The following is a 15680-nucleotide window of genomic DNA, read 5'->3' as shown; positions in this document are numbered from 1 at the left end:
ATATCAAAAAAAAGAACTCTTACGAGTTCTTTTCTTTTTTATAATTATAATGATTAATTAAAATCCGGATTTCGTTAAATTCAAAATGATTGGGCAGTGCGTTTTTCCACTCGGTCAATGTTTCATGCGGATTCTTGTAAAACTCATCTTCAAAAGCTTTGATTTTATCTGAAGTGATGACTCTGGAGATATCCAGTAATCCCTGCTCTGCAAATTTAGCCAGGTGGCCGATAACGGTCTCCTTCACCAAACCTCTTTCCAATGCAATTTCTCCGATGGTTTTCCCCTGTTCAAACAACTGGAAGGTTAAAACCTGAGAAGGGACTTTAGCAATTTTCAGATTGATCTCCTTATCATTTTTTTCATCTAAAAGTTTCGTTTCAAGAAGATGAATTTCTCTTAAGCTATTCAGATATTCTTCAATGTCTTCCAGCCAGCTTTTGAATTCTTCGTTGTATTGTTTTAATCCTTTTGCTCCTTTTATCTCAGCATAAAATTCCTTCAAAGGATCGAATATTTTATTTCTGGTCTCTGTAAAAAAGAAATTAACTGCGCCTTTTGATTTGCTTTCAATTTCCGACCACTCTTCTTTCTGTTCAATAAAATTATTGACTTTCTGGAAAATGATTCTTTCCAGCTTTTCAAATATTTTCCCAAGGTTCACCGCTTCATGTTTTAACTGGAGGTAAAGCTGTTTGGTTTTAACATGATCAATATTTTTCGTGACAATGGAAAGGTTGTTCCACTCTTCCACTTCTTTCAAAAACCATGTACAATCCAGGGTACGCAGCACTTTTCTGATGCTGTAATCATATTTTTCCTGATTAAGGATGGCTTCTACATGATCATTGGCAATCGTATCGGTATGGAAGTGTAAAATCCGGTTATCCTTAAAAATAACTTCAGGGGTAATTTTTGACTTTAAAACAATTCCTTCCAGGGTTCTGCAGCGGGATAAAGCCACATACACCTGACCTGCCGTGAAACTTTTTCCGGCATCAATAATTACTTTGTCAAATGTCAACCCCTGGCTTTTATGAATTGTGACAGCCCATGCGAGCTTAATTGGAAACTGCTCAAAACTTCCCAATACTTCTTCCTTGATATTTTTATCTGTATCAAGGAAATATTTTTTCTGTTCCCAGGTTTCTCTTTTTACAACAATTTCTCTTTCACTTTCATCCAATACTACCCGGATTTCATTTTCATCCAACCCGATAATCTCCCCCAGTTTTCCGTTAAAATATTTTTTCTCACCGGAAATATCATTCCGGATAAACATGATCTGAGCCCCGATTTTCAGTTCTAAAAACTGGTCGTTCGGAAACTGGTTCTCTTTAAAATCACCTACAAGCTTAGCTTCATAAACCTGAGGATCTACTTTTATCTCAGCTAATTTTTCCTGGTTGATCTCATCTGCCATTTTATTGTGAGAACACAAATAAACGTAAGATTCTTTTCCCATATCAAAGTCAGGATCATACCTTTCATTAAGATGGTCAAAATCGATATTATCCACATCTCCGTCACGGATCGCATTCAGGATTTCCAGAAATTCTTCATCAGACTGTCTGTATACTTTTGTCAGCTCAATGGTAACAATGGGGATTTCTTTAATGGCATGACTGTCAAAAAAGAAAGGTGAATTGTAATACATTTTCAAAATATGCTCATCCCTCACCACCGGCGGAAGCTGATACAAATCCCCGATAAAAAGCATCTGCACCCCTCCAAACCTCTGATTATTCCTTCTGATAAACCGCAAAGAGAAATCCATCATATCCAGAACGTCAGCCCTCAACATCGAAACCTCATCGATAATGATGATTTCAACCTCTCTCAGAAGCTTAAGCTTATCTTTACGATATTTGAAATGAGGCATCAGATCGGCAATATTATTGGCCAAGCTGGTATCTATCCTCTCTGTAGTAGGAAGAAAGGTTCTCAACGGCAGTCCAAACATAGAGTGGATCGTTACTCCTCCCGCATTAATGGCAGCAATACCTGTAGGAGCTACCACAATATGCTTTTTCTTGGTACGTCTCACAAAATCATTAAGAAATGTTGTCTTCCCCGTTCCGGCTTTCCCGGTCAGAAAAACACTTCTGTTGGTGTATTCTATTAAGTCAAAAAAATGATTGTTCATCGTTGTCAAAAATACGGAAATGAATTTGATTTTCTTACCTTGGCATAAGTTTTGAAAATTCTTAAAAAGAAAAAAGTTTATTGTGAAAAAATTATTCTTTCATATCCCGGCAATAGTATTATGTACTACATTAACTTTGGTTTCCTGTACTACATCAAAAAATGCCAATACCAATCTTCCTGTCGATATCGCAGACAGACCCGCTGACGAAGACAGTCAGAAATATGAACAGGCCCAGCTGGATAAATTAAAAGCTTCTATTGAATCTGAGGTATCAGGTGAAAAATGTACGGATGCCGGTGAATGGGCATTTACTCCTATGGGTTCAAAATCCTGCGGCGGGCCTCAGCAATACATAGCCTATCCAAAGAAAATAGAAGAGACTTTCCTGCCGAGGGTCAATGAGTATACGGATAAAGTGAGAGCTTTTAATGAAAAGTATAATATTGTGTCAGACTGTATGATGGTTATGCCTCCTACATCCCTAAAATGTATCAATGGCAAGATAAGGCTTATCACGCCTGACCCAAACTGACAATAAAGCAAAGGTTCTATATCAAATCGAAAAAGCTCTGTCCCGGGGACGGAGCTTTTCTATTTGTTAATCGTGAATTTTTGCTCGCAAGTGAATAGTGAAGTTTGTAGCCAAAAAAAATTGACAAGCGCAGCGGATTGACATTTAACTAGAATTGATGATCTTTCACGTTTTCCTTATACCATGAAGAGTATTTGACATAATTATCCGCAATTCTGTTTACCTCTCCTTCCAGTAACTGTGCATTGATATCTTTGATTTTCTTTGCAGGAACTCCGCCCCAGACTTCTCCGGATTTAATGTGGGTTCCCTGAGTAACTACAGAACCTGCTCCTACGATAGAATTTTCTTCTACCAGGCAATCATCCATTACAATAGCTCCCATCCCGATCAGTACATTATCTTTAATAGTACATCCATGCACAATCGCGTTGTGTCCTATAGAGACGTTATTTCCGATATTCAGAGGATATTTCTGATAGGTACAATGGAGCATCGCATTATCCTGGACGTTCACCTTGTCTCCCATTCTGATATAATTAACATCTCCCCTGATCACTGCATTATACCAGATACTGCAGTCTTTTCCCATGGTAACATCTCCAATAATGGTTGCCGTTTCTGCTAAAAATGTATTCTCCCCGATCTGTGGTGCTTTTCCTAAAAGTGCTTTTATAAGTGCCATAATATTAATTTGAAAATTTGAAAATAAGCCGATTTGAGAATGTGATATATGCCATATAATTTCAGGTATCTAACTTCTAAATTACAGCGATAGCAAAAATCTAACTCTCTGTCTTCAGCTTCTGACTTCTAATGCGTATTTTTGTATCTCAAATTTAACGAAAAAATGCGTACCATACTTATAGAACCAACTGAAAACCCAAAAGTGATGAAATTTGTAGCAGATTACAATCTCATCCCGGGTTCTTTAGAGCTGGACAGAAATTCAGATATATCAGAAATTCCATTGGCACAGGAACTTTTCAATTATCCGTTTGTGGAAAGAATTTTCATTACGGCTAATTTTGTTGCTGTGGCAAAGCAGGATACTGTGGAGTGGGAACATGTTGCTGAAAGTCTGAAAAATGTAATTGAAGATGAATTACTGGCTAACCCGAGAATTTATCTTCAGAAGAAAAAAGAAATGTACCAGATTTATGCTGAAATGACTCCGAATCCCAATGTAATGAAGTTTGTTTCAAGCAAATTACTGATGGACGGTTTTGTGGAAGTAAAATCGAAAGATGCTGCAGAAGAAGTTCCTTTGGCTCAGGCTATTTTTAAAGAATTTGATTTTGCAACGGAAGTTTTCATTTCTGACAACTTTGTAGCCGTTACCAGAGATAATTCTGTGGAATGGCATCAGGTAATGATGACTGTTCGTGCTCTTATCGCCGAATATCTTCAAAACGGAGGTGAGATTTCAAAAATAGAACCTCAGAAACATGAAAATCCTGTTGAAAAAATCATCAACAGAGATTATACTGAAGATGAACAGAAAATCTCTGATATCTTAAATGAATATGTAGCTCCTGCCGTAGAAAATGACGGTGGAAAGATTTCCCTGATGGAATATGACCAGGAGAATAAAACGGCAAAAATGCTTCTGCAAGGTGCATGTTCAGGATGCCCAAGCTCTACAGCTACTTTGAAAAACGGAATTGAAAACATTTTAAAACAATTCGTTCCGGACCTGGTAGAAAAAGTAGAAGCTGTAAACGGATAAAACAGTTAAAAAATGCCTCCTGAAAAGAAAATTGTTATCATTATAGGAAGTGCTTCTGAAAATTCAGGCAACCTGAAGCTGATGCAGCAGGTACTGGAAAAAACGAATGATGCAGATTTCCGGATATATGATAACCTTTCTCTTCTTCCCCATTTTGATACAGCATTAACAGATGATCATACCCCTGAAGAAGTTCTGGAGATCAGAGAAGCTATTAAAAATTCAGCTGGAGTCATATTTTCCACACCGGAATATATTTTCAGCATCCCCGGAAGATTAAAAAATCTATTGGAGTGGTGTGTTTCCACAACAGTTTTTTCTGAAAAACCGACAGCAGTAATCACTGCTTCTGCCAGTGGGGAGAAAGGACATGAAGAGCTGTTGCTGATTTTAAAAACGCTGGGCGCTGTAACAGATGATAAACATCAGGTATTAATAAAAGGGATAAAAGGCAGATTTGACAGCAATGGCTTACTGGAAAGTAATACCTTTGCTAAAGTAGCTGAATTAGTAACAGATTTTACAATGTCTGTTTCATAATTAAAAATTAGAATATTGAATAAGAAAGGAATTTTACTGGTCAACCTCGGATCACCGAGATCAACTTCTGTAAACGACGTAAAGGAATATCTTGATGAATTTTTGATGGACGAAAGAGTGATTGACTATCGCTGGATCTTTCGTGCGCTGCTTGTACAGGGAATTATCCTGAAAACAAGACCTGCGAAATCTGCAGAAGCCTATAAGACGGTCTGGACAGATCAGGGTTCACCACTGATTGTCATTACTGAGCAGATTCAGAAAAAACTGCAGAAAATAGTAGATGTTCCGGTGGAAATCGGGATGAGGTATGCAGAACCAAGTATTGAAACCGGTATTCAGAAACTGGTGGATCAGGGAATCACTGAAATTGTTCTTTTTCCTCTATATCCTCAATATGCGATGAGCACAACGGAGACTGTAATTGAAAAAGCTGAGGAAGTCAGAAAAAAGAAGTTCCCACAGGTGAAGATCAATTATATTCAGCCTTTCTACAACAGGGATATTTATATCAATTGTCTTGCAGAGAGTATTAAAGAGAAACTTCCAGAAAATTTTGATGCCCTTCAGTTCTCTTACCATGGTGTTCCGGAAAGGCATATTTATAAGACAGATCCTACCAGAACCTGTAACCTTAATGACTGTTGTTCCCGGGAGGATAATCCAAGTCATCAGTTCTGCTACCGCCACCAATGTTATAAAACGACACAGCTTGTCATCGATAAACTGAATTTACCTAAGGAAAAAACCATTGTTTCCTTCCAGTCAAGGTTAGGAAAGGACAAGTGGATTGAGCCTTATACGGATGAAACACTTGAAACTATTGGTAAAAAAGGAATAAAAAATCTGGCCATTGTCTGCCCGGCTTTCGTTTCCGACTGTCTTGAGACGTTGGAAGAAATTTCTGTAGAAGGTAAAGAACAGTTCCTGCACGGAGGCGGTGAAAACTTCCACTACATCCCATGTCTGAATGATGAAGACCGCTGGATTGAAGTGGTAAAAATCCTTTGTGAAGAAAAACTGAACGATTTCTATTTGGTTTAATTTATCTGTTTTAAATATACAAAAGACCGCAAGGATTAACTTGCGGCCTTTTTGTTGAATATATTAAAATTTATTTGGTGTTACTTTTTAATCAGGTTTCCTGCTTTCTGACCGTTTACGGTTACAATGTATACTCCCGGAAGAATGCTGGATGGTAACTGGATGTTAAGTTTATTCACTCCATCAGTGATTTCAACTTTTTCAGAAAGTTCTTTCTTACCTGTAAGGCTCACCAACTCTACAATTCCTTTTCCTGCTTTACCTTCAAAATTTACAGTGAATCTGTCAGTTGCCGGATTCGGGCTGATGGTATAAGCTGAAAGGTTTGAAGTTGATGCTACCAATCCGGCAGGAGAAGTTCCACCTCCTACCCCTACAGCATTCCATGCATTGGTAACCTGTGTTACTTCATTGCTTCCGGCACCGTACAGATCTGCTGCTGCCTGAAGAGAATAGGTTCTTGCATTCGCATATGTAGAAGAAGAAGTCAGGTAAGTTGTCAGTGTTCTGTAGGCAATAGCACCTGCCTTATCCAGTCCGATTCCGGAAACATTATAAGCAAATCCTTTATCGTTGGTGCCTGATCCTCCTGTTACTAACAGATAATACCAGAAATTAAGTACTCCTGAATTGGTATGTACCCCACAATAATCATTAGATTGGCTCGGCGTTACACAACCTGAAGTGGTGGTTGTTTTCCAGTAAGTTCCCATATAGGTATCCGGCTGGCTGTAAGCATTGGGATTAGCCATATTTCTGATCACATAATTGAAATCTTCTCCAAGTGTCCAGCTTGCCTGTGTAGGTCTTGCCCAGCGCTCAATTGTATTTCCGAAAATATCTGAGAACCCTTCATTTAAAGCTCCTGATTCTCTCTGATAAGCAAGATTAGCTGTTTTGGAAGTTAAGCCGTGCGTGATTTCATGACCGCAGACATCCAGTGCTGTTAAAGGTTTTCCACCGTTTGTCGTAGAGCTTCCGTCACCATAAGTCATTCTGGAGCCATCCCAAAATGCATTAAAGTAGTTGGTGGAATAATGCACATAAGATTTAATAGCGAAATTATTATTATCAATACTCTTACGTCCGTATTTTGAATAAAAATAATCTACTGTCATTTCTGCACCCCAATGGGCATCTGTAGCATATTGATCCTTATTGGTATTGACATTATTCCAGTTATTGTCCGTATCTGTAAAGTCTACAGCAGAAGAATAGCTGGTTCCTTTTCTCAGGTTATAAGTTTCCACAGCTGTTCCGGCATTTCTTCCTGTTTCTCTTAAACGGTAGCTTCCGTTATAAGAGTCTGTGGTTATACTACGGGTTCCGCTGTATCCTGTAACAGCTGTTCCCGGGCTGTTCACTTCATGAATAATAGCATCTACTCCCAGTACTTTTCCGTTTTTAGCATCTACAAAAACATATTGTCTGCTTAATGGCTTTTCGGCATAGATATCAAATTTATATGCCAGCCTTAAATCGTTCAGCTTGTCATCATCAGGATCTGAATAATATACCAATTCACCTTTTGGAGCAAAACTTGCATTAGGGTCTCCGGTTTCTTTTTTAAGAAAATCCTCCTCTTCTTTGTTTTTCCACTTATAGGATTCTGCCCCTACAAATGATAAAGCACTTTGTAATGCTACATTCTCAGCAAGGCTGGCGTTTTTGTCAAGTCCTTTGGGAACTTTCATAACCCATTTCCCGGATTGACCTACAATTTTTCCGTCTTTTGTCTGTACAGCCATCATTCCGTATTCTACCGGAATATTATTTACAGTCTGTTGAAACCTTTGAATTTCAAAACCTAATGCGTCTTTTTCTGAGCTTAATTTACGGCCTTGTCCGGGAGAAAGTCGCTGAGAGGCTTCATCAAATAAAACCGGACTTCCCTGGAATGCCGGCGCATTTTTTTCAAATCTCATAAATTCGGCATGTAAACCGCTTTTACCCGGAGTTAATTGTGATGGTGTGTTTTGTCCAAAAACAAAAGAGCAGGCAGCAACGCTTGCCACTAAGATAAATTTCGTTTTCATATTAATAATGGTTGATTGTGATGACGAATTTATAAACTTTTCACAATAAAACAATAAAAACAATGAATAAAATTCAATTGATATTATAAATCAATAAATAAAACACAATAATGATTTTAAAACAAAGAAAATTATTTAAATATAATTTTTCAACAATATAAATTTTATGTTAAAAAATTTAATTAAAATCAAAATTTTGTGAATTATTTTTTTCACTATGCAGTGCATTATAATTAAAAAAATAAGGCTCAATCTAAGGTTTACAAGATTAATTGTTTTAATACGGACAAAAAATAAGGGCCATCTCAAGAGACAGCCCCATTTATATGTATAATTTTTATAATGATTATATCAGATCATTTATCGTTTATTGGCAATCGGGGTTCTGAATTCACCATATCCCATAAGGCCATCGTAATTTCTTCCGAAAGGCGCATAGTACAGAAATGCCTGATAAAGGTTCTCCGTCTGCCAGAAATTACCATTAACTTCACCAAAGTTCAAAGAGCCATTTGCCTCTTTCGTTGCGAGTACATAATTATAGAAACCTTGTTTCAGGAATATTCTAGCCACATACTGCTTCGTAGCAGAATCGTACTGCATCTGATTTTCCTTAGTTGGCTTATAATTATTAAATCCTCCCAAAACATAAATCTCTTTGTCCACAGGATCAGAATCCAGATAGAAATGTACCCATGAATAGTCAGCTTCTCTTTCCGCATCTCTTTCTCTTCCCAGGTCATTTCTTCTGTAATACCATGCTCCATTTACGTCAGGCTGGTATTGATAATTCAAAGGAAATGCCCATACAGGATGAAGATAGGTCTGGTTGACATCATCTTTTATTTCCGTGGCGCGCACCATATCCGCTGCCATGTTCATATTTTTATTATCGAAATAATAAAACTCATTGTCTCCCGGAAAAACGAGATTCATCTGCTGGAAAAGTATCTGATTTCCTAAAACGCTGCTCGGCTTAAGGTTAGAAATCACCATATTCGGGTTGTTATTCTGCATCACATTCATCGTGATTGAATTGACGTTGGAAGAAATATCCCCTCCTTTCGGAGAAACATTCACTTCTACCCTCTGGTTAACGTTGGGATTTTTTGCATCTGAAAATCTCGAAATATTTAGCCCCACAGATGTTACATCTTCTACCAGATAAAACCTTTTTTTGAAAAGAGGCTGGTCTGCGGAATCTTTATAAACGATCAGTTCATAATTCCCTGACACCTTCAGCTGGATCTTATCATTGGGAAAAACCAGTTTGTAGTGGGTATAAGCCTGTAGTGTGTTGAAAGAATACTGAAACTGATCCAGAAGCGCATTCATGCTTCCGGCGGCAAACTCTGTAAAAAACAGGTTATCTTCATTCCAGTTTCTGTCATAATGTTTGAAGGTATACCGGTAGATCTGACTGCCGTTGGTAAGATCATCAAAACCAAGAACCAATTGTTCCCCTATTTTAATAACAGGAGTTTCGTCATTGGTCTGGGGATTGAACAGCTGGATACTTTGGATATTCTGCCCAAAAACCAGTCCGCTTAAAGAAAGTAAGAGTATTCGCAAAGTTTTCATTATGACGAAGATAGCGAAAAATAGCCATTTTCTTAATAATATCGTATTTTTGAATAAAAAATATTCAGATATGCTTCAGATTCAAGGTTTCGTTTTCAACTTTGCGAGCGAAAATACTTACATCATCTATAACGAAAATAAAAATGCCTGGTTAATAGATCCGGGAAATATGAATGCTCAGGAAACTCAGGCTATTGATAATTTCATTACTGAGAAAGGACTGAAGATTCAGAAAATTCTTTTGACACATGCTCATATTGACCATGTCTTCGGGCTTCAATGGGCATTTGACACCTTCAAGGTCCCTGTGAATATGCATCAGGAAGATCAGGAAGTACTGGATATGCTTCAGGCAAGCGGTGTGAGATTCGGGATGAAGGTAGATCCTGTAAAAGTAGATATCGAATATATTAAAGAGGGAGACGAACTTGACCTGGATGGTGAAAAGTTTAAAATATATCATGTTCCGGGACATTCTCCGGGAAGCGTAGTATATCATCATGAAGGCCAGAAATTCATGATCTCCGGTGATGTACTTTTTGAAGGCAGCATAGGAAGAACAGATCTGTATAAAGGAAATTATGATCAGCTGATTGAAGGGATCAAATCGAAACTTTTTATTTTAGATAATGATACCCAGGTTTTCTCAGGACATGGAAATCCTACTTCAATCGGGTTTGAGAAACAGTATAATCCGTTTTTGAAGTAAGCATTTGAGAAGGTTCTGTAAATACCCGGAATCTAACTTAGGCCTGATACTTAATACCGGAGAATATAAAAATACAAAACCGTCAGAAATTCCGACGGTTTTGTTGTTATAAAGAAACAGAGTTTAGAAATCCAAAGTGATTGATGCTCTGGCAGCAGCCCCCATAATAGGTCTGGCCATGATGATTCCGTCTCCGTTTGGTGATCCTGCTCTCGGATCTCCTTCTGTGATACCAATTGTATTGAAAATATTGGTACCGTCCACTGCAAAACGTATTTTTCCCAGCTGATAAGACATTCCTGCTCCAAATTCTGTGAAAGAAGGCAATGTCTGTACATTCTTCTCATCCTGGAAACGTTTTCCATAGTAATTCATGCTTACATAAGCTCTCCATTCTTTTGTGATATTCACTGCCGGTGAAATATTGAAATAAAATTTCGGCATTCTTCTTACTACATTACCTTCCAGAACACTTCCTGCTTCAAGGTTTTTATATTTTGGACTTTGAATGGTTCCGTTGAAAGTAAGTTCTAAAATATTATTGAATAAGCGGGCATATCCTTCCACCTCAACTCCATAGTTTTGTGTATTGGCAAAAGTATTTTCAGATTTCCCATCAGAGAAAATATCGGTAAATGACAGGTTCTTTAATGTAGAATAAAACGGAATCACTGCCACATCAAAAGTACGCGAGTAATATTTGTATCCTACTTCCAGCTGATTGGTTGTTACCGATTTTAAAGGTTTATCCGGTGTCGGATTGGAAAAATAGTTGTAGTACGCTTCCTCATTCGGAGATCTGAATCCATTGGAAAAACGGGCATACACTGCATTCTCCCTGTTGATCTTATAATTGGCTGCCAATGTGAAGGAAACTTTATCTATATTATAATTCCAATAGGTATATTTGTTTCCTAATACACTCATATTATCATCAGCTGTAGTGGTATTGAAACCATGAGTTCCATCTGTTGTTAACCCGGAATTATTCAGGTTGGAAGCCGTTGTATTGGCAAAATTTCCTTTATAATAATCATGGCTGTAACGAAGGCCTCCATTCACACTTAAAGCATCTGTAATGTTATAGTCTAAGTTTACATAAAGGTCATTCAAACTTCCCTGGGTCTGGGTTCTTCTTTGCAAAAATGTCATATCCATCACTCCGTTATAAGTTTTAGAGTATCCATCATCAGATGGACTAAGAGACGGGTTTACCAGATTCAGAAGTTCAGGTCTGTCTGTAGCTGTTGTCAGAATATTGCTCCAGTTCCAGTACTGCTGGGATTTCCAATTGGATTTGTAAAACCCTGCTGTAACGTTTCCTTTATCGAATTTATAATTGAACTGCAGATCATTCACAAAGTTATTCATCTGCTTATCAATCGCCCAGAATCCTAATTTTTGTACAAACTCAGGATTTACAACGGCTCCGTTGCTCACCAGGGAGTACTGATAGTCACTCATACCAAGTCCGCCGTCTTTTACCTGATCTGTTGCATATTTAGAAGCCTGCTTAGGACCTCCCGCCGGAAAAATCCCGGTATAGTTCATATTGATATCCGTATACCTTGTCTTGTTTAAAACACTGAAATTATTCCCAAGGTCATATTTAAATTCAGCACCTACAACATCAACTTTCGGATGAATTCCGTCTTCAAGATTTCTGTTAAAAAAACCGCCTCCGGCCTGCGGAATGTTCAGCTGGCTGATGGCTCTATAACTGTAGGTTCCATAATTAGGATCAAATCCCTGGAATCCCTTCAGTTTATTTCCGTTCTGGATCAAAGGAATGGGAAGGAAAAATGTATTTCTGTCATCCAGTTTTTTATAATATACTTTTACATAGCCTTTATCAAAAACATATTTCAGGTTCATTCTGATCTGCCCTCCATTATTGGCTTTGAAGCCTGTTTTTCTGATACCGTCGTCTGTTCTGTAAAAGCCGCCGACATTGAAGAATAATTTATCCTGAACCAATGCTCCGCCTACATTCACATCAGTACGCATTAATCCGTAGGTACTGGTTTCCAGTTTTGCCGTACCTCTGAAATCATTGGTTCCTTCTTTTGTAATAAAATTGATCAGACCGCCGGGGGAATTGGTTGCAAAAATGGATCCTGAACCTCCTCTTAAAGCTTCCATACGGCTTACGGAATTATCTACACGGAAAAAATTATCCGCATTGGCAAACTGAAGCGCGCCGTCTTCAAAAACGGCAAGACCATCTTCCTGTACCTGTACAAATTCATAGGCTCCAGCGGAAGGAATACCTCTTGCAAAAAGGTTGTTACCGACTTCACCTCCCGATGTTTCCACAGCAAATCCGGGAACCCTTTGTAATAAAGCAGCTGCACTGATCGGGTTTTGCTTCTGAATTTCTTTGGAACTGAATGTGGAAATCGCTGTACTGGATTCTATTTTTTTCTTAGGATTTGAGTTTCCTGTGATGACAATCTGATCGATGGAAGAAACTTTTGCAGAATCCTGCGGAGTTTCCTGGGCATAAGCATTATTAAAATATAACGTAGCTGTTGCGGCGATTAAAAAGATTGATTTTTTTTTCATAGCCTTATTTTTTTATAGTTAGTTTCAGTTTTGTTGTAATTGTAAATACACTCCATTCGTCCAGCCGAATCCATCCTGATTGGGGTATTCCCCGCCGCCTGCTATTGTTTCCGTATCTAATGCATTGTATTTTTCCATTAGTTTCCCGGTATTCTGGTAGACTCTTTCTACGTTGGAACACCAGTTAGTCTTAATTTTTTCTGCCAGCTCATCAAAGCCGTAATTTTTCATTGCCTTAAAGCCCAGCCATTGATAAGGAGCCCATGCATTGGGAAGATCCCATTGCTGTCCTGATTTTTTTGTGGTCGTCACAAGTCCTCCCGGATAAAGAAATTTCTCAGCTATAGCTTCAGCAACTGCTTCTGCCTGCTTCTGATCTGCAATACCAAGGAATAAAGGGTAAAGAGCAGCAATATGTTCAGACGGTGTTTTTGTGTTTTTTTTAGTGTGATAATCTTTGTAAATCTTAGCGTTTTCATCCCAGAAATATTGATTGATCATCTGTCTTCGGCCTGCTGCTCTTTCAGTAAAATAATTTTCTTTTTCTGTCAGATTTTGAAGTGCTGAAGCTTTTGCCAGGGACATTTCCAGATGCCACAAAAGGCAGTTCAGATCAATCTGTGCAAGGTTCAGCGTTTCTATCGTCTGTATATTTTGTCCGTCTGCGAACCATCTGCTGGAAAAATCCCAGCCTGACTCACAGGCGCTTCTTATGTTTCTGTAAAATTCAGCTCCTGTTGTTTTTTCATGATCTTCAATATCGATCAGGTAGCTTTCAGGACGTGGTGCATTTTCTGCATCGTAATACCGGTTAAGAATATCTCCGTCTGCTGTTTTTACTACTCTTTTTATACTGGAATTGTTTTCAAGTCCTTCTTCCCCATTCATCCAGAAAGCATATTCCCTTTCAAGAGTGTTATAATATTTTGTATAAATTTCCTGGTCATGAGTTGTTTCAAAAAGAAGATCCAGCATTAATGAAAAATAAGGAGGCTGTGATCTGCTCAGGAAATGAGTTCTGCTTGCATTGGGAACAAATCCTACATTCTGAATAAGATAAGAGCAGTTCTCAATAATATTTTCCATCATTTCTATCCTGCCGGAAGCTTGTAATCCAAGCATAATAAAATAACTGTCCCAATAGAAAAACTCATTAAAACGGCCACCCGGGACAATATAAGGTTTCGGTAATTTTAACAGTGTTCCTTTTTCCTCATATGCCGTTCGGGTCAGTTCATCCCATAATTTTTCAATATGATCCGCAATCGGAAGGTGATCTTCCCTCTGAACAGAAACTCTGGCCCCTAAGAAATCAAAATGAACCATTACAAAATCCTTCAGATCAAAACCGGGACTGTTTTTCGTTTTTTCATAATCTTCATTGATCTTTGAAACAGGAAATAGGGGAACCGCATCCGTCATCATTTTCTGATCTTCAAAAATTTCAGATCGCTGCACGTCATCAAAAAGGTTTTGAATATCGTTTATATAAAGTTGATTACTCATTGCTATTTTTTAGGATTAATTTTTAATTTATTCATGAAAACCGCTGAAGTGATCAGTAATGACAATGGAATCAAGGACAGATAAAATGCCCGCTGCCCGCTGAATTCCTGAAACACAAAACCGGTAATGATGGAACCTATAGTTCCTCCGATTGCTGAGAACACAACAATTAACCCTGACATGGCACTGTGCAGATACTTGGGAATAGATGCCAGAATTACAGAATTAATACTCGGATAAATTGGTGCCAGCAAACCTCCCATTAAAGGAAATAAATACACAACCAATGGGGCATTCAGCCAACTTGTATCGGTATCTATATGAATATTGTGAGTTAACGGCAGAACCAGAAGCAAACTAATGGCAAAACCTGTCACACAAAAAGAAACCACATAGATCCAGCTGAATTTCTTGGAGAAAAACCCCGACAAGAATCTACCCAGTGCAAAAGCACCTGCCAAAACTGCTCCCGCCTGAATACTCATGGAGGTTGGCACTTTTAAAATCTCTTTATAAAAAGTAGGCGTCCAGGTTTGAAAACTCTGCTCTACCAGTACAAAAAGGAAAGCGCATAATAAAAAGCACAGCACTTTTTTATAACTGAACAGACTTGCACTGTTTCTTAAATCTCCCAACAGATCTGTTTTCTCACTTTTCGCTTCTTTCTCATCCAATTTTGAAAAGAAAAGGAATAAAAAAGACAGGCTGGAAAGTCCTCCGAGAACCCAATATACATTCAGCCATCGTGTAGATTCCGGATTGTGATCGTCAATGTATAAGCTGAATAAAACATTCCCTGCCAATACTCCAATCATGAAAAACCCTTCCAGAAATCCCATAAAACTGGAATGTTCCTTATCTGTTTCAGTTACCAATCCAATAGAAGTAAAAACCGATATTTTGATCAGGGCAAATGAAATACCTACGATGGCAAATAATAGTTTGAATACCCAGAATGCATTGGTAAACGGCATTACAAAACACATACAGCTTACCAGCAGCAAGGCAATCAGCATTGATTTCCGGATTCCTATTTTAGGAAGAAATGAAGCAAGAATGAATGAACATATGGCAATCGGAAGATCTTTAAAGCCTTCCAGAACACTGGCCGAGGATTTTGAAATTCCAAAATTCTGCTGTACCTGCAGGATCACAGTTCCTACAGAATTCAGAAGAATGGCAAAGACAAAATAATTTAAAAATAAAACGGCCTTGATCTTAATATTTTTCATTCAGGTTACTTCTTGTCGGCTAAGATAGAAGCATTTGTGTTAACGATAATTTAACAC

At 38.1% G+C, this 15680-nt stretch carries 12 protein-coding genes; 5 read left to right on the top strand and 7 right to left on the bottom strand.

The window, feature by feature from the left end; translation table 11 throughout:
- Nucleotides 1-19: 19 nt before the first annotated feature.
- Nucleotides 20-2146, bottom strand: coding sequence for a helix-turn-helix domain-containing protein (locus tag ACR1PO_RS07075; protein WP_433986304.1), 2127 nt, complete (start codon nucleotides 2144-2146; stop codon nucleotides 20-22).
- An 82-nt stretch (nucleotides 2147-2228) separates the two neighbouring features.
- Between ACR1PO_RS07075 and ACR1PO_RS07070 the strand changes: the two genes are divergently transcribed.
- Nucleotides 2229-2681, top strand: coding sequence for a hypothetical protein (locus ACR1PO_RS07070; RefSeq protein ID WP_433986303.1), 453 nt, complete (start codon nucleotides 2229-2231; stop codon nucleotides 2679-2681).
- Between the two features lie 148 nt (nucleotides 2682-2829).
- On the opposite strand, the gene ACR1PO_RS07065 is transcribed toward ACR1PO_RS07070, so the two are convergent.
- Nucleotides 2830-3366: a gamma carbonic anhydrase family protein gene (locus ACR1PO_RS07065; protein WP_332385408.1), complete on the bottom strand. Its 537-nt coding sequence runs from the start codon at nucleotides 3364-3366 to the stop codon at nucleotides 2830-2832.
- Between the two features lie 165 nt (nucleotides 3367-3531).
- Between ACR1PO_RS07065 and ACR1PO_RS07060 the strand changes: the two genes are divergently transcribed.
- The 3 genes from ACR1PO_RS07060 to hemH are packed head-to-tail and all read left to right on the top strand — an operon-like array spanning nucleotide 3532 to nucleotide 5994.
- Nucleotides 3532-4410, top strand: coding sequence for a NifU family protein (locus ACR1PO_RS07060; RefSeq protein WP_433986302.1), 879 nt, complete (start codon nucleotides 3532-3534; stop codon nucleotides 4408-4410).
- A gap of 12 nt (nucleotides 4411-4422) precedes the next feature.
- Complete coding sequence (locus ACR1PO_RS07055) at nucleotides 4423-4950, top strand: NADPH-dependent FMN reductase (RefSeq protein WP_433986301.1); 528 nt, start codon at nucleotides 4423-4425, stop codon at nucleotides 4948-4950.
- A 15-nt stretch (nucleotides 4951-4965) separates the two neighbouring features.
- Nucleotides 4966-5994, top strand: coding sequence for a ferrochelatase (hemH, locus tag ACR1PO_RS07050; RefSeq protein WP_433986300.1), 1029 nt, complete (start codon nucleotides 4966-4968; stop codon nucleotides 5992-5994).
- Nucleotides 5995-6074: 80 nt separating this feature from the next.
- On the opposite strand, the gene ACR1PO_RS07045 is transcribed toward hemH, so the two are convergent.
- Together ACR1PO_RS07045 and ACR1PO_RS07040 are read right to left on the bottom strand one after the other, a co-directional pair.
- Nucleotides 6075-8030: a M4 family metallopeptidase gene (locus ACR1PO_RS07045; protein WP_332385405.1), complete on the bottom strand. Its 1956-nt coding sequence runs from the start codon at nucleotides 8028-8030 to the stop codon at nucleotides 6075-6077.
- 360 nt (nucleotides 8031-8390) lie between these two features.
- The gene (locus ACR1PO_RS07040) at nucleotides 8391-9611 is read right to left on the bottom strand and encodes a type IX secretion system plug protein (protein WP_433986299.1); all 1221 of its coding nucleotides are present in this window, start codon (nucleotides 9609-9611) and stop codon (nucleotides 8391-8393) included.
- A gap of 70 nt (nucleotides 9612-9681) precedes the next feature.
- Here ACR1PO_RS07040 and ACR1PO_RS07035 point away from each other — a divergent pair, with 70 nt between their 5' ends.
- On the top strand, nucleotides 9682-10320 hold the full coding sequence (locus tag ACR1PO_RS07035) for an MBL fold metallo-hydrolase (RefSeq protein WP_332385404.1): 639 nt from the start codon (nucleotides 9682-9684) through the stop codon (nucleotides 10318-10320).
- Nucleotides 10321-10443: 123 nt separating this feature from the next.
- On the opposite strand, the gene ACR1PO_RS07030 is transcribed toward ACR1PO_RS07035, so the two are convergent.
- Genes ACR1PO_RS07030 through ACR1PO_RS07020 form a run of 3 tightly spaced genes read right to left on the bottom strand, consistent with a single transcriptional unit; the run spans nucleotide 10444 to nucleotide 15623 of the window.
- Nucleotides 10444-12885, bottom strand: coding sequence for a TonB-dependent receptor (locus ACR1PO_RS07030; protein WP_433986298.1), 2442 nt, complete (start codon nucleotides 12883-12885; stop codon nucleotides 10444-10446).
- Between the two features lie 24 nt (nucleotides 12886-12909).
- A complete protein-coding gene (locus ACR1PO_RS07025) occupies nucleotides 12910-14391 on the bottom strand; it encodes a trehalase family glycosidase (protein WP_433986297.1) in 1482 nt (493 codons plus the stop codon).
- A gap of 2 nt (nucleotides 14392-14393) precedes the next feature.
- Entirely contained in the window at nucleotides 14394-15623 is a 1230-nt protein-coding gene (locus ACR1PO_RS07020; protein ID WP_433986296.1) for an MFS transporter, read from the bottom strand.
- Nucleotides 15624-15680: the final 57 nt, after the last annotated feature.

Origin of the sequence: Chryseobacterium amylolyticum (assembly GCF_051011775.1) — a bacterium.
GTDB lineage: Bacteria > Bacteroidota > Bacteroidia > Flavobacteriales > Weeksellaceae > Chryseobacterium.
Note: the sequence above shows the minus strand (reverse complement) of the source record. Positions and strands in the feature narration are given on the sequence as shown.

Coding starts and splice junctions, on each gene's coding strand:
- ACR1PO_RS07060 (WP_433986302.1), top strand. CDS start 3,532: ATGCGTACCATACTTATAGAACCAACTGAAAACCCAAAAGTGATGAAA.
- ACR1PO_RS07065 (WP_332385408.1), bottom strand. CDS start 3,366: ATGGCACTTATAAAAGCACTTTTAGGAAAAGCACCACAGATCGGGGAG.
- ACR1PO_RS07045 (WP_332385405.1), bottom strand. CDS start 8,030: ATGAAAACGAAATTTATCTTAGTGGCAAGCGTTGCTGCCTGCTCTTTT.
- ACR1PO_RS07035 (WP_332385404.1), top strand. CDS start 9,682: ATGCTTCAGATTCAAGGTTTCGTTTTCAACTTTGCGAGCGAAAATACT.
- ACR1PO_RS07020 (WP_433986296.1), bottom strand. CDS start 15,623: ATGAAAAATATTAAGATCAAGGCCGTTTTATTTTTAAATTATTTTGTC.
- ACR1PO_RS07030 (WP_433986298.1), bottom strand. CDS start 12,885: ATGAAAAAAAAATCAATCTTTTTAATCGCCGCAACAGCTACGTTATAT.
- ACR1PO_RS07040 (WP_433986299.1), bottom strand. CDS start 9,611: ATGAAAACTTTGCGAATACTCTTACTTTCTTTAAGCGGACTGGTTTTT.
- ACR1PO_RS07055 (WP_433986301.1), top strand. CDS start 4,423: ATGCCTCCTGAAAAGAAAATTGTTATCATTATAGGAAGTGCTTCTGAA.
- ACR1PO_RS07025 (WP_433986297.1), bottom strand. CDS start 14,391: ATGAGTAATCAACTTTATATAAACGATATTCAAAACCTTTTTGATGAC.
- ACR1PO_RS07075 (WP_433986304.1), bottom strand. CDS start 2,146: ATGAACAATCATTTTTTTGACTTAATAGAATACACCAACAGAAGTGTT.